We start from the raw sequence: 14572 nt of genomic DNA, 5'->3' as shown, positions 1-14572 counted from the left end.
AGCGAACACGGGTCGGGTCCGGCTCTGGCTCGGGCTTCCGGCGCGGCCCGTCCCAGACCTCGGGTGGGATGGTGCTGAACGACATTTCATTTCTCTGTCCTCGGGTGTAGGAGTTGGAAAGGATGCTCGGGGACTGCTTAGGGCTGCCCGTGGAAGACCTCCTTGCAAAGCGACTCGTCGGACCGACGCGCTACCTCTTCCTGCTGTGGGACTGAAGTTGCTTGCCAGAGAGTGAAATTGAGGAGTTGTTCGCGCTGCCCCTGTGCCCCCTGTCCCCTATAAGGAGTGGGACAGTGAGCAGGGCTATGGGCCGGACGTGAACAGGGCATGAGCAGGGGTGGACAGTTCCCCGTGTTTACTCGGCTATCGGATGAGCAGGGCAGTGAACACGGCGTGCAGGGGTGGGGGGCCGAAAACACTGCCCTGCTCATCCGAAATGAGCAGTCCCCTACAGGTGCTCCGATTGAGACTTTGACTAGGGGAAACGTCCTCATGGCGTCTCCTCGAAGTCCGTGTAGGGCCGGACAGACAGGTAGTAGGAGGTTTGCGACTTGTCGGTGTTCAACCTCCGTGAGACGAAGCCGCCCGCCACGAGTGCGTCGAGCGCGGCGTAGATTCTGTCCCGCCTGCCCTTCACTTCTGCATTGACGAGCGTGCGGCTGGCTCCCTCGTGGGTGGCTGGCAACCGTTCCAAGTAGCGGCTGATGCGTTCCATCAGCTCGGAGTCCGCACCCTTGGTCGGCTGGACCACCGGCGGATTCAGCTGCATCGTGATACGCCCACCGGTGCCGTCCACCACGGCCACGGCCACCAACTGCATCCGCACCGCTGGATCAAACGCGCCCTCAGCCTGTCCACGGACGAAGCCGGGGCGGTCCTTGGCAACGTGGATCTGGATCGTGCCTACGCGGCCCCTCCCCAGCGACTCCACCGGCTTGACGTGATACGCCGCCCCAGTGAGAGATGCCATCTTGGCCTGCCCGCCAAGGGCGAACCGAGTGAGTTCTGCCGACTTGGCGACGTGGTCAATCTGCACCACAGCCGCGCCGGTCCGCTGTGCGATTCGCCGTGGGAGACGGTTGTGCCAGTTGGCCACGTCGTCATTCCCACCGAGCCCCCCGGTAGACCGCTGGTTCGTCGGTGCCTGCGTGAGCGCTTCAGTCACTCCATCCACCACGGCGAGCGCGTACCGCTGGTCCAGCAGCCGTTCAAACGCAGCGCGAGCTTCCGGGCTACTGTCGTAGTCCGTGGCGGGCTGGGTGTACGTGAAATTGGCCCGGATCATGTCCGGCGGTACGCCCATCAGCGTCAGCCGCTCCGTCACAGACCCCGGTTCGTCCTCGTAGTCCATGTACAGCACCCGTTCGCCGTCTACGAGCAGAGCGGCAGCGACAGCCTGGACGACCATCGACTTGCCCGACTCGGACTCTCCGTGAATGGAATGAGTCCTGCCTGCGTAGAGCAAGGACTGCCCGTCGGTCCGGGTCATCACCGTGGGAACCAACGGCACATACGACCCATCCAAGAATGGCGTCAGGTCTACCGGCTCCCAGCCGCCAGCGGCGATGCCATCTTTCTCAAGACGTTCATCTGTCGTCCCGAGGTCCTTAGAAGCCGGCATTGGTTCGGGCTTACCCTTGCGACGCTCTTGGTCCCACTTCTCCTGCACATTGGAGTCGTCCCACCCTTCATCCATGGGGGCGTGGTCGGTGTAGTCCCTGAGAGCGTCCTCCAGCGTGTAGTCGTTCCATCCGGCAAGTGCCACGGCGATCAGGTCACGGGCGGCGTCGGCCTGAATCTTGTCCCACGACCGCCCCTTGTCGTCCTTGGTACTGCTGGCCATGCTTGAGGACGATTCCAACTCCCACACCACGCGGTCCACGATTGCGCCCACGTAGGCATCGACCCGGCGTTGACGTTCCGGCCTTGCACGGTCGTAGGGTTCTACGGGCACTTCCTCCCGCGCTGGCGGCGCAGCGTTCGCCGTGCCGATCAAGTCCTCGACCGCTTGGGCAGCCTCCAAATAGGGGGCGGCGTCCACCCAGTCCCCCGCAGGGGCATCGTGACGGTACGCGGCCCTGTGTCCTGCTTGCGCCGAGGGCTTCAGCATCAGACGCTCGGGCTCATCGGAGCTGGGATCGAACTCCCCGCGGTCCGGGGACACCCGGCGCATGACTTCACCAGCAGCCACCCGGTAGTCCTCAGCGGACAGCGCAGCGACTAGCGGGATGATCACCCGGTAGCGGGGGGCCTCGGCTGTGCTGCTGTACGTCGTATGCCATGCGTAGGCACGCCCGGCCATGAACTCTTCCAACCGGTGTAGGAAATCGGCCTTCGGGCTGTCCACGTCCAGCGTGAGAGCCGAGCGGCTGAGTACGGACTTCTTGTTGCGCTTGCCGTCAGCCAACGCCCCGAAGACGTAACTGCCACAGTTCTTCCGGTCAGCGGGTTCTTCCAGCAAGCCGCAGAATCCACCCCACGAGATGCTTTCATCCGACCAAGTCGTGGAATCGGTTCCGGGCCGATTACCGATAGAGATAGCGAGCGGATTGTCGGCACCCGGAGTTAACCTTGACCTCGTGGTCGCTTGGTAACCGGCTACTTCTTGTTGGATGAGGGCCTCTGGAGCGATCTGGGGGCCTTCGTCGTGCTCAGCCATGTTGGCTACCACCGCCAGCCCGCAGCAGCGCGGCAATCCTCGCGGCCTGCTCATCGCTTAGTGGTGGAGCGGCGGCGACCATTCGGTCGATGTACTCCTGGAGGGATGCCTGCTGCTTCACTTGGCATCACCGTTGAGCAGGCGGGCGAGCCCTTCGCGGTCGTCGTCCGAGATACCGGCAGCAAGGGCGTCAGTGATGGCCCGCTCCAGCTTGGCGGCGGTCAGGGCCAGCCGGGCTCGAGCAGCGCCCTCGTGATCGTGCATCCGGGTGGCGTAGCCCAGACGGTTGCGGGCTTGGACGACAGGATTTTTTACAGTGGTAGCCACGGTTTCTCTCCATGAGGAACGTTTCTCTCCATAAGGAAAGTCGGGTCCCGTGGCTCCCTGAGCTGCCCCTTCCTAGAACGGGGGTCAGGCGATTCGGTTCGGTAGTGCCATCTGTGCTGTCGGTTTTTGTCCGGCTGGAGAGTTCTAGGCTCCGGCTAAGTCGCAATGACTAAGAGGAACTCAAGCACTCCCTGGACCACTTGTGCAAGTGCCGTCGCTCCGGTTTCGCGCCAATCAGCCATTAGCGAGCTCTGTAGTAGTAAAGGGCCTTGTCAGGGCCTCATTGGGGGATCCCAACGAGTCCAAAAATAACTCTTAGAGACTCAGGATCGAACTGCCCCCGGTACGCCCCAGTCGGTTGTAGCTCAATGCTGACCAGTGCCCGCAGTACCTCCCGCTGGAGGTCAACAGCCGACCCGAGGAATGCCGCGCCGGGGTTGTCGTCCAGTAGCATCCCGGTGACCGCGCGGGACCCACCGTTGGTGACGGCCATCGATTCCAAAGCGCTGATCCTGGAGACGATTTCCTGGGTACCCTCCACCAGTTGGCTCTCGGTGATGGCCCCTTGGGCATACAGCCGCACCAGCGAGTGCTTCCGGTCCAGCAGGTCCGAGATGTCCGCGGATTGCACGGGCTGGCTGTCATCCTCGATCTTTTGCAGCGCGGCCAGCAGCTTGGCCCTCACGTCAGCACGGTCTAGGTACGCGGCGACGGCCTGCCGCACGTAGCTATCCAGCGGCCCCATCGCCCGGTTGGCATGGCCGGGGATATACCGCCCGCCCTCCTGATGAACCTTGCACCTGTACGAGCGCCGCGACTCGGCACCGAAGCCGGTCACGTACAGGCCGCAGTAGCACTTGGCGATGCCGGACAGAAGGTACTTGAACTTGTTTTCCGACTGCTTGGGCCGGTCGTCACTGGTCAGGATGGCTTCACACTTGCGGAACTTGTCCAGCGACACAATCGCTGGCCACCCGTCTGAGACGATCTCGCCGTGGAACGTCATAAGCCCCGCGTTGCGGTGTCTCAGCAGGGTTCGCCGTACTTCGGTCGTGTTGCGCCGCTTGCCGCCGCCGTTGGTGGCACCAGCGTCGGCCCAGTCTCGTGTGACGCTGATCAGCGACCGTCCAGCGATGATCGAGTCTGTCCCCCTGCGGATAAGCTCGGCGGCGACGGGGTCCGGCTGTATCTCGCCGTCCACCTTGTGCCAGCCAAACGGCATCGGGCCGCCCAGCCACTTTCCGGCCTTCGCCGCTTGGGCCTTCTGCCGCTTGATGCGCTCGGCCTTGTGCTCGGATTCAAACTGAGCCCACGCGCCGCGAGTTTTCGCCGTTGCTCTGCCCGACGGGGTGGCAAGGTCCAGTTCGCCCGCCGTCACTTCGTAGGTCGCGACGCTGCGCGGTTCACACAAGTCCATGAACTGCTCTAGCTCTTTAGTCTGCCGCAGCAGCCGGTCAATGTTCCAACAGAGCACCGCGTCCACACGGTTCTGACGGATGGCGTCGAGCAGCTTCTCATAGTCGGGCCGCTTGCGCCCGCTGAAGGCCGAAATGTCGTTGTCGCTGTACTCCGCCACAATGTTCATGCCCAGCCGGTCGGCCATCGCCCGGCAGTCGTCAAGCTGCCGCTGTACGCCGAGCCCTTGGCCTTCGGTGTCGCGGCTGATGCGGGTGTATATCGCCGCCCGTTTTCTGTTGTCTGACTCCATAAACCAACTTTACCAGTGCAAGTAACTTGAGTTAATAACTGCCTACGCCATCGCCACCCTTGCCGCCGTCGGATTCGCCGCGCTCCTCGCCGCAGTCCTGTCCAGCGGCGAGATCAGGGGACTCCTGATGTCCCTCATCACCTCGGCGCTGAATTTCGGCTGATGCGGACCGGCCAGGGTGGGACCACCTGCGACGACGGGGAATCCGCGCCACCGGCACGGAAGCACCGGCGCCCCTCCGTGCCGCGCTCCGGGGTGCTCGTCGGGGTTCTCCACGCGTGGTGCGCGCAACGGGAACGTCCAGCGGGCCCGCAGCGGGGATCCGTCACAGCCGAGGTCGCCGTCGTGCTCCCCGCCCTGGTCGTCCTGCTCGCGCTCCTGCTCGCCACAGCCCACGTCGGGACCGTGCAACTGCGCCTGGAGGAGGCCGCACGGGCCGGAGCCCGCGAGGTGATGCGGGGCGAGAGCAGCGCGAGCGTGCAACGGACCGTGCAACGCCTCGCCGGGGACAACGCCACGGCGCAGGTGGGGTCGGCCGGGGACTGGACGACCATCGAGGTGCGGGCACGCGTGGAGGGTCCCCTCGTCGAGCTCATGGACTTCGAACTGCACGCGTCGGCGTCGGGAAGGAAGGAACACGATGGGTGATCCGCGGGAGGATGCGCGGGAGGACGCGGCGCCGCGGAGACCCGTCGATTCCGAGCGCGGCGCCGGCACGGTCCTGATGGGGGCTCTCGCCCTCCTGGCGCTGCTGCTGATCGCGTCGGCGGTACTCCTGCTCCAGGCCGCATCAGCGGCCTCGAGGGCAGCGACGGCGGCCGACCTCGCGGCGCTCGCCGCCGCGGACGCCGCCCGGGGACTGTCCTCCGAGGACCCCTGCCCGGCGGCCGCAGCAGTGGCGGACCAGCACGGTGCCGTGGTCGAGGACTGCGAGATCGGCGCGACCGGCCCGGGGACCGCGGTCATCCGGGTGTCCGTGGGGATGCCCGGCCTGCTTCCGGATGCCGTCGGTGCGGCCCGGGCCGGACCGCCGCCGTGAGGGCGGAGGGCTGCCAGGCGGGTCCTGGTTCCGGGTCGGGTGGATGCCGCCCGACCCGATACGTCAGGACCCGGCGGTCCTGGTTCCGGTGTCCAGCTCCGATGGGACGTCCGATCCGGAGGTGTCGGAGACGCCACCCGCCGGGGCGACGCTGCCGGCAGCCTGCCGCAGGATCAGCGACAGCACCGCCACGGCACCGCCCTTGCTCAACGGGTTGTTCCGGTTGCCGCACTTGGGGGACTGGACGCAGGACGGGCAGCCGGACTCGCACTCGCAGGCCTCGATGGCGTCGCGGGTCGCCCCCAGCCAGGTGCGGGCGGCCTCGAAGCCCCGCTCGGCGAACCCGGCGCCCCCGGGGTGGCCGTCGTACACGAAGATGGTCGGCAGGCCGGTGTCGGCATGCAGGGCCGTCGACACGCCCCCGATGTCCCAGCGGTCGCTCGAGGCGACGAGAGGCAGCAGCCCGATCGCTGCATGCTCGGCGGCGTGGAGCGCCCCCGGGAGTTCCTCGGCGAGGATGCCTTCGGCCTCGAGCAGTTCCGGGCTGATCTCGAACCACACGCTCTTCGTGAAGAGGTCGCGCGCCGCCAGCTCGAGCGGCTCCTCGCCGAGGATCTCGTTCGAGGAGAAGGCCTTGCGCTGGAAGGACACCACCTGGGTCGTCACCTTCACATCCCCGAAATTCGCGAGGACGCCACCCCACAGGCGGCTCACGTCCCGGTCGAGGACCTCGATCTGCGTGACGTCCCGCGCCTGCGTGTAGTAGTCCGGCTGGGCGCGGGCCACCACGGCACAGTGGTCCTGCTCGTCGAGGTCCTGCACCACGTACGTCCGTCCCTGGTGCACGTACACGGCGCCGGGGTGGGCCTGGTAGTGGCTCTGCGGCGAGTCCATCGTCCCGAGCAGGGCGCCCGACTCCTCCTCGACGATGTTGATCGGGCCACCGCCGTCGGCCCTGAGGTTCACCATCCCGGCGGCACTCTGGGGGTGCGTCCAGAACCAGCCGGCGGGGCGACGCCGCAGGAAGCCCTGCTCGCACAGCGTGCCGAGCAGGGCCTCCGAGGTCGGACCGAACAGGGGCAGGTCCTTCTCCGTCAACGGCAGCTCGGCTGCGGCGGCACAGAGGTGCGGGCCGAGCACGTAGGGGTTCGACGGGTCGAAGACGGTGGCTTCGACGGCGAGGTCGAACACCGCTTCCGGGTGGTGGACGAGATAGGTGTCGAGGGGGTCGTCGCTCGCCACGAAGGCCGCGATGGCGTCCTGGCCGGAGCGGCCCGCCCGGCCGATCTGCTGCATGAGGGACGCGCGGGTCCCGGGCCACCCCGCCACGAGGACCGCATCGAGGCCGGAGATGTCGATCCCGAGTTCCAGGGCCGAGGTGCTCGCCACGCCCAGCAGTTCACCGCTGCGCAGCGACGCCTCGAGGGCGCGCCGTTCCTCCGGCAGGTACCCCGAACGGTAGGCGGCGATGCGGTGGGGCAGGCTCGGATGCACGTCCTCGAGCATGCGCCGCGAGGTCTGCGCGATACTCTCCGCGCCCCGCCTCGACTTGATGAACGCGATGGTGCGGACGGAGGAGGAGACGAGATTGGCCAGGAGGTCCGAGGTCTCGGCGATCACGGTCCGTCGGGTGGGCGCCCCGTTCTCGCCCTTCCTGCCGGTGAGCTGCGGCTCCCAGAACGCGACCGTCGTGGAGCCGTGCGGCGAGCTGTCCCGGTCGACGGCGCGCACCGGGGCACCGATCAGCTTCCCGAAGGACGCGGCGGGCTCGGCCGACGTCGCGGACGCCCCGACGAACACGGGATCCGCCCCGTAGCTCGCGCAGATGCGCCGCAGGCGGCGCAGGAGATTCGCGACGTGGGACCCGAACACGCCCCGGTAGCTGTGGGCCTCGTCGATGATCACGTATTTCAGTCGGCGGAAGAACCTGGCCCACCAGGTGTGGTTGGGCAGGATGCCGTAGTGGAGCATGTCGGGGTTCGCGAGGACCAGGTTGGCGTGGTCGCGGATCCAGCGGCGGGCACCCGACTCCGTGTCGCCGTCGTAGGTCTCGGCGCGGACAGTGGGGATGCCCAGTGCGTTGATGGCCGACAACTGGTCGGCGGCCAGCGCCTTCGTGGGGGCCAGGTACAGGGCGACGGACCCGGTGGGCGCCAGCGTGGCGCGGTCCAGCAGTTCGCTGCGGTGGATCTCGTCGAGCACCGGCAGCTGGTAGCACAGGGACTTCCCCGACGCGGTCCCCGTCGCGATGATGGTGTGTGCTCCGTCGTGGGCGGAGGTGGCACCCTCGACCTGGTGACGCCACGGCTGATGCACGCCGCGCCGGGTGAACGCCTCGACGACGTCCGGGTGCGCCCAGGCGGGCCACGGTGCATGCTCCGCGTCGCGGGCGGGAATCTCACGGACATGCAGCAGCTGCTCGGGGTCGGGTCCACCCCCGAGCAGGTCGATGAGGGAATCGCGCGCAGCCACCGTGCCATTCTCCCATCGGCGCAGGGGCGGAACCGCGGAAACGCGCCCTATCCTCTGATGACGAACACGTCGGCGAGGTGCTCCCAGCCGAGGAACGCGTAGAGCGCGCGACCGTCGGCCGAGGCCATGAGCAGGCCTGTGGTGACGTCGTCCTCCAGGACCCCTGCCGTGAGCGCGCGCATGACGAAGCTGCCCAGGCCCCGCCGTCGGAAACCCTCTTCCGTGATGATGCGGTCATAGACCGCGTAGTCGCCCACGGCCGACACGGACCCGCGGGCTGCGAGCTCCCCATGGGCCCGCACCAGGACACGGCGGCATTCGCCGTCGCGGGCATGCTCCAGCGTGAAATCGTCACCGGGCGGACGCGGATCCTCGACGTCCTGGCCGCTCATGTCGACGCTCATCAGGGCCTGCTGCCGGTCCGTGACCCGCATGCCGAGCGGGTGGGCCGCGTCGATCAGCTCCCGCATCCGGTTGGTGACGACCGTCAGGATCCGCGTCGGGTCCCGCTTCGTGTCGGTGGCCAGCTCGAGGAACTGCTCGGTCGTCGGCTCGAACAGGAAATGCTCCGTCTGGTTCTGCTGGTCGGTGAGCAGGACGGAGGTGCTGCGTCCGTCATCATGACGCTCGTAGCCCCGGCATCTGGACCATCCCGTGATCCAGGTCTGGAGAAGTTGGGCGTCTGCATGAGCATTCATGTGCTGACGATAGTAGCCCCGCGTCGCCGATGGTATAGGCGGTCCCGAGGTGACCGTTATGAGTCGCGAAGTAGGCTTTGACCCGTGTCGATGAACCGGATTGCCCTGTATTACGCCTTTGCGCCGCTGCCCGATCCCGAAGCCGTCAGGCTGTGGCAGCGGGCCCTCTGTGAGAAATGGGGGCTGCGCGGCAGGATCCTCATCTCGAAGGACGGGATCAACGGCACGGTGGGCGGCGAGATCGGTGCCGTGAAGCAGTACGTCAAGACCACGCGCGAATATCCGGCCTTCAAAGGTCTGGAGATCAAGTGGTCCGACGGCGGTGCGGAGGACTTCCCGCGGCTCAGCGTCAAGGTGCGCGACGAGATCGTCTCCTTCGGTGCTCCCGGCGAGCTGGAGGTCGACGGGAACGGCGTCGTGGGCGGCGGCGTCCACCTCGCCCCGGACGAACTGCACGCGCTCGTCGACGCCAGGCGCGAGGCGGGGGAGGAGGTCGTCTTCTTCGACGGGCGGAACGCCTTCGAGGCGCAGATCGGGCGTTTCAAGGGCGCCGTCGTCCCCGACGTCCGGACGACGCACGACTTCGTCCGTGAACTCGATTCGGGCAAGTACGACGACCTGAAGGACAAGCCCGTGGTCACCTACTGCACGGGCGGGATCCGCTGCGAGGTGCTGTCCAGCCTCATGGTCAACCGGGGTTTCCGGGAGGTCTACCAGCTCGACGGCGGGATCGTCCGCTACGGCGAGAAGTACCGGGACGCGGGATTGTGGGAGGGCTCACTGTACGTCTTCGACAAGCGGATGCACCTCGAGTTCAGCGACGACGCCGTGACGATCGGCAAGTGCGTGCGCTGCCAGGCGCCCACCAACAAGTTCGAGAACTGCTCCAACCCGTCCTGCCGCAACCTCACCCTGTACTGCGCCGCCTGCGCGGCCGACCCCTCGACCCTCCGCTGCCCGCAGGGCTGCGAGGCGGACGAGGCCGAGGCGACGGCCGCGGGTGCCGCGTGATGCCGGCCGATGCCCCGGCCTGGCCGGAGTTCGACGACGACGTCGCGTCGGCGCCGTCGAGCCGCGACCTCGCGGCGCTCGCGGTCCTCGCCGATGACCTGACGGCCCTCGACTACACGGTCGATGGCGTCGAAGCGCTCCTCGGTGCGGCGGCGTACGCGGCCCTCGGCCGGGACCAGCTGGTCCCGGCACTGCTGGCATGCCGCCGCCTCGCCGACGGTGGCTCCGAATCAGGGGACGGCGCCCGCGCCATCCCCGTGCTGCTGTGGCTGCTCGGCGAGACCGTGACGGAACAGGAACTCGGGCAGGCCTTCCCCCGCACCGGCGTGGCGGGCCTCGAGCAGCTGAGGCTCATCGAGCACGCAGCGGACAGTGCCGGAGGAAGCACCGCGAAGAGGACGGCGGAGGACACTGCGGACCACCCCGCCGGAAGCACAGCAGGGACCACTGCTGTCACCGACCCTGCCCGCGAGCGCCGCTGGCGTGCCGCCGTCGAGCTCCGCCCCTACGGCTCGGACGTCGGAGGGAGCCTCTGGGTGGCGAGCGACCTCGGCTCGGAGCAGCGCCCCGGGCCCCTGCGGCACGACCACGTCCTCGGGATCGGCGGAGCCTCGCTGACCCTCGCCCGGACCGTCATGAGGACGCCGGTCGGTCGGGCGCTGGACCTGGGGACGGGCTGCGGCATCCAGGCCTTCCACCTGCTGGCACACGCCGGCCACGTGACGGTGACCGACATCTCGGACCGTGCCCTGGCCTTCGCCAGCTTCAACCTCCTCCTGAACGCGTCCGCGCTGGACATCGATCCCCACCGGCCCGGCCCGCGGGTCAGCCTCCGGCGCGGCAGCCTCCTCGAACCGGTCCGCGGGGAGGAGTTCGACCTCGTGGTGTCCAATCCTCCCTTCGTCATCACGCCCCGCACGGGGAGCCCGGGCCGGGCGTACACCTACCGGGACGGCGGTCTCGCGGGCGACGCCATCGTCAGCACACTCGTCCGGGAGCTTCCGGGCATCCTCGCGCCGGGCGGGTCGGCGCAACTGCTCGGCAACTGGGAGATCACCGAGGGGACGCCGTGGGACCGCCGCATCCGAACGTTCGTACCTCCCGGCGTCGACGCGTGGATCATCCAGCGCGAGCAGCTGACGCCGGTCCAGTACGCCGAGACCTGGCTGCGGGACGCCGCCGAGAACCGCGACCGTGAGGCCTACGCGGCGAGCTTCGCCGCCTATCTCGACGACTTCGCCGCCCGGGACGTCGAGGGCATCGGCTTCGGGTCCGTCTGGCTGCGGCGCCCCCGGAAGCCGAGCGACCTCGTCCGGGTGACGCTCGAGGAGATCACCCACGACATTGAACAGCCCGTGGGACCGCACCTCGCTGCAGCGATCGGCCGCAGCGACTGGCTCGCCGCCCACACCGAGCAGGCCGCGACCGGGGTCGGCATCGCCGACGAGTTCCTGCTCGTCGCCGAGGACGTCACCGAGGAACGCCACCAGCGGCCCGGCGCCGAGCACCCCGGGGTCATCCTGCTGCGGCAGGGTGCAGGTTTCCGGCGGACCAGCCTGCTCAGCACCGAACTGGCCGGGTTCGTCTCCACGTGCGACGGCGACCTCACGGCCGGGCAGATCGCGGGAGCCCTCGCCATGCTGCTGGACCGGCCCGACGCCGCGTTCACCTCGGAACTGCTGCTCGATGTCGAGCAGCTCGTCCGCGAGGGCTTCCTCCTACCGGCCCCCTGAAACCTGCCATTAGTCTTGTGCAGGTACTCATGGCGCATACTGTGAGGTGAGCCCGGCAGCGGGATCCGGACCGGATACCCAGGATCTGCCGCGGCATCCACCCGTATATATAGGAGAGAAGTGCCGACCAAGGCCACGGACAAGAAGCACGGCAAGAAACTCGTCATCGTTGAGTCCCCCAGCAAGATCAAGAGCATCTCGGGCTATCTCGGCGAGGGTTTCCAGGTGGCCGCGTCCATGGGGCATATCCGCGACCTCCCCCAGCCGTCCGACCTCCCTGCCGAGCTGAAGAAGTCCTCGGTGGGCAAGTTCGCGGTGGACCTCGACAAGGACTTCGAGCCCTACTACGTGGTCTCCCCGGAGAAGCGGAAGACCGTCGCCGAGCTGAAGGCCGCGCTCAAGGACGCCGACGAGCTCTACCTCGCCACGGATAACGACCGCGAGGGCGAGGCCATCGCGTGGCACCTGCTGCAGGTCCTGAAGCCGAAGGTCCCCGTCTACCGGCTGACCTTCGGCGAGATCACCAAGGAAGCCGTGACCCGCGCCATGGGTGAGCTGCGCGACGTCGACATCCCCATGGTCGACGCCCAGGAGACCCGGCGTATCCTCGACCGCCTGTACGGCTACGAGATCTCGCCGGTGCTGTGGCGCAAGGTGGCCCGCGGCCTGTCCGCCGGACGCGTGCAGTCCGTCGCCACCCGCCTCGTCGTGGAACGGGAGCGTGAGCGCATGGCGTTCCGCGCGGCGTCGTACTGGGACCTGACCGGCACCTTCACGCCCGAGGACGCGAGCAAGGGCAGCACCTTCCCGGCCAAGCTCGTGGCCGTCGACGGCAGCCGGATCGCCTTGGGCAAGGATTTCTCCGACCGTGGCGAGCTGAAGGCCGCCAATGTCGTGCCGCTCGACGAGGAGGCCGCGCGCTCACTCGTCACCGGGCTCGAGGGCGCCGTCTTCGCGGTGCGCTCCGTCGAGACCAAGCCCTACACGCGCCGCCCCGCCGCACCGTTCACGACGTCGACCCTGCAGCAGGAGGCGGCCCGCAAGCTGCGCTTCAGCTCGAAGGTCACCATGCAGGTGGCGCAGCGGCTGTACGAGAACGGCTACATCACGTACATGCGAACCGACTCGTCGGCGCTCTCGGACCAGGCGATCAACGCCGCCCGCCGCCAGGCCTCCGAGCTGTACGGTCCCGAATACGTCCCCGAATCCCCGCGCGTCTACAAGGGCAAGGCCAAGAACGCGCAGGAGGCCCACGAGGCCATCCGCCCCGCCGGTGATTCCTTCCGGACACCCGCCCAGGTGGCCCAGTCCCTGCGCGGCGACGAGTTCCGCCTGTACGAATTGATCTGGAAGCGCACCGTCGCCTCGCAGATGGCCGACGCCAAGGGGTCGACGGCGTCACTGCGTCTCGGCGCGAAGAGCGCGGACGGCCGGGACGCGGAGTTCGCGGCCTCCGGCACCGTCATCACCTTCCGCGGCTTCATGGCCGCCTACGAGGAAGGCCGCGACGCGGGCCGCGACGAGGAGGCCACGGGCGACGACGCCCAGGGCACGCGCCTGCCGAACGTCGCCCAGGGCGACGCGCTCGGCGCGACGGCCATCGAGGCCATCGGCCACGAGACGTCGCCGCCCCCGCGCTACACGGAGGCCTCGCTCGTCAAGGTGCTCGACGAGCGCGGCATCGGCCGTCCCTCGACGTACGCCGCGACGATGTCCACCATCATGGACCGGGGCTACGTCCGCACCCGAGGGCAGGCCCTCGTACCGAGCTGGATCGCGTTCTCGGTGGTCCGCCTGCTCGAGGAGCACTTCAACGACTACGTCGACTACGACTTCACCGCCGAGCTCGAGGAGGACCTCGACCGCATCTCCCGCGGCGAGGCGGGCCGTGTGGAGTGGCTCAACCGGTTCTACTACGGCGACCGCAAGGACACCGGGCTGCACACCATCGTCAACGACCTCGGGGAGATCGACGCGCGGCGCATCAACTCGGTGGAGATCGCCGAGGGCATCACGCTCCGGGTGGGCAAGTTCGGTCCGTACCTCGAGAAGCCCCTGCCGGCCGACGCGCCCGAGGGCACGGAGCCGCAGCGCGCGAACGTCCCGGAGGACCTCGCGCCGGACGAACTGACGGCCGAGAAGGCCATCGAACTGATGGAGGCCCCGACGTCGCAGGAGCGCGTCCTGGGCACCGACCCGGAAACGGGTCGGAGCATCGTGGCACGCGACGGCCGCTACGGACCGTACGTGATCGAACTGATCACCGAGCCGACGGCGGAGGAACTCGCCGGCCAGCCGGTCGAGTACTACAAGAACGGCAAGCCCAAGCCCCCGAAGAAGCCCGCGAAGGTCAAGCCCCGCACCGGGTCCCTCTTCAAGTCCATGTCCGTGGACACCGTGACCCTCGAGGACGCCCTCCGGCTCATGAACCTGCCGCGGGTCCTCGGCACGGACGAGGAGGGCAAGGAGGTCACGGTGCAGAACGGCCGGTTCGGCCCGTACCTGAAGAAGGGCAGCGACTCCCGCTCCATCGGCTCGGAGGAGGAGATCTTCACGATCACCCTCGAGCAGGCGCTGGAGATCTACAAGCAGCCCAAGCAGCGTGGCGGCCGAGCCGTCACGCCACCGCTGGCCGAATTCGGCGACGATCCCGTGAGCGAGAAGCCGATCGTGGTGAAGGACGGCCGCTTCGGCCCCTACATCACCGACGGCGACACGAACATCACGGTGCCCGGGTCGATGGCGATCGAGGAACTGACGCGCGAACAGGCGATCGACATGCTCGCCGAGAAGCGCGCCAAGGGTCCGGCCCCGAAGAAGACGACCCGCCGGGCGCCCGCGAAGCGCAAGGTCGCCGCGGGCAAGTAGCCCGGACGGCACGGCAGGAACACACACGTTGGCGGGGGATGAGCTGGAAGCGCGGGA

11 protein-coding genes are annotated in these 14572 nt (G+C 68.0%); 6 read left to right on the top strand and 5 right to left on the bottom strand.

The window, feature by feature from the left end:
- Positions 1 to 490: 490 nt before the first annotated feature.
- The 3 genes from AC4D2F_RS07790 to AC4D2F_RS07780 all read right to left on the bottom strand — a co-directional run bounded on the left by AC4D2F_RS07790 (position 491) and on the right by AC4D2F_RS07780 (position 4694).
- Positions 491 to 2659, bottom strand: coding sequence for an AAA family ATPase (locus AC4D2F_RS07790; RefSeq protein ID WP_490910061.1), 2169 nt, complete (start codon positions 2657 to 2659; stop codon positions 491 to 493).
- A gap of 117 nt (positions 2660 to 2776) precedes the next feature.
- The gene (locus AC4D2F_RS07785; RefSeq protein WP_490910060.1) at positions 2777 to 2986 is read right to left on the bottom strand and encodes a hypothetical protein; all 210 of its coding nucleotides are present in this window, start codon (positions 2984 to 2986) and stop codon (positions 2777 to 2779) included.
- Positions 2987 to 3266: 280 nt separating this feature from the next.
- On the bottom strand, positions 3267 to 4694 hold the full coding sequence (locus AC4D2F_RS07780; protein ID WP_490910059.1) for a recombinase family protein: 1428 nt from the start codon (positions 4692 to 4694) through the stop codon (positions 3267 to 3269).
- 34 nt (positions 4695 to 4728) lie between these two features.
- Here AC4D2F_RS07780 and AC4D2F_RS07775 point away from each other — a divergent pair, with 34 nt between their 5' ends.
- The 3 genes from AC4D2F_RS07775 to AC4D2F_RS07765 are packed head-to-tail and all read left to right on the top strand — an operon-like array spanning position 4729 to position 5733.
- Positions 4729 to 4857 (top strand): DUF4244 domain-containing protein, encoded by a 129-nt coding sequence (locus AC4D2F_RS07775; protein WP_490910534.1) that lies wholly within the window; start codon positions 4729 to 4731, stop codon positions 4855 to 4857.
- Positions 4857 to 5342, top strand: coding sequence for a TadE family type IV pilus minor pilin (locus AC4D2F_RS07770; protein ID WP_490910057.1), 486 nt, complete (start codon positions 4857 to 4859; stop codon positions 5340 to 5342). Before AC4D2F_RS07775 ends, AC4D2F_RS07770 begins: the two co-directional genes overlap by 1 nt.
- A complete protein-coding gene (locus tag AC4D2F_RS07765) occupies positions 5335 to 5733 on the top strand; it encodes an Rv3654c family TadE-like protein (protein ID WP_490910056.1) in 399 nt (132 codons plus the stop codon). Before AC4D2F_RS07770 ends, AC4D2F_RS07765 begins: the two co-directional genes overlap by 8 nt.
- Before the next feature lie 63 nt (positions 5734 to 5796).
- Here the strand turns inward: AC4D2F_RS07765 and AC4D2F_RS07760 are convergent, their stop codons facing one another.
- Positions 5797 to 8205 carry a DEAD/DEAH box helicase gene (locus AC4D2F_RS07760; protein WP_104168045.1) on the bottom strand — a complete coding sequence of 803 codons (2409 nt, stop codon included), beginning with the start codon at positions 8203 to 8205 and terminating at the stop codon, positions 5797 to 5799.
- Between the two features lie 47 nt (positions 8206 to 8252).
- Entirely contained in the window at positions 8253 to 8903 is a 651-nt protein-coding gene (locus tag AC4D2F_RS07755) for a GNAT family N-acetyltransferase (protein WP_104168046.1), read from the bottom strand.
- Positions 8904 to 8987: 84 nt separating this feature from the next.
- Between AC4D2F_RS07755 and trhO the strand changes: the two genes are divergently transcribed.
- From trhO to topA, 3 genes are all read left to right on the top strand, one after another.
- Entirely contained in the window at positions 8988 to 9914 is a 927-nt protein-coding gene (gene trhO, locus AC4D2F_RS07750) for an oxygen-dependent tRNA uridine(34) hydroxylase TrhO (protein ID WP_490910055.1), read from the top strand.
- The gene (locus tag AC4D2F_RS07745; protein ID WP_490910054.1) at positions 9914 to 11647 is read left to right on the top strand and encodes a DUF7059 domain-containing protein; all 1734 of its coding nucleotides are present in this window, start codon (positions 9914 to 9916) and stop codon (positions 11645 to 11647) included. Before trhO ends, AC4D2F_RS07745 begins: the two co-directional genes overlap by 1 nt.
- Positions 11648 to 11767: 120 nt before the next feature.
- Positions 11768 to 14515, top strand: a complete 2748-nt coding sequence (gene topA, locus AC4D2F_RS07740) for a type I DNA topoisomerase (protein ID WP_490910053.1) — start codon at positions 11768 to 11770, stop codon at positions 14513 to 14515.
- The last annotated feature ends 57 nt before the right edge of the window (positions 14516 to 14572 follow it).

This window comes from Arthrobacter sp. TJ-263 (assembly GCF_058269155.1).
Note: the sequence above shows the minus strand (reverse complement) of the source record. Positions and strands in the feature narration are given on the sequence as shown.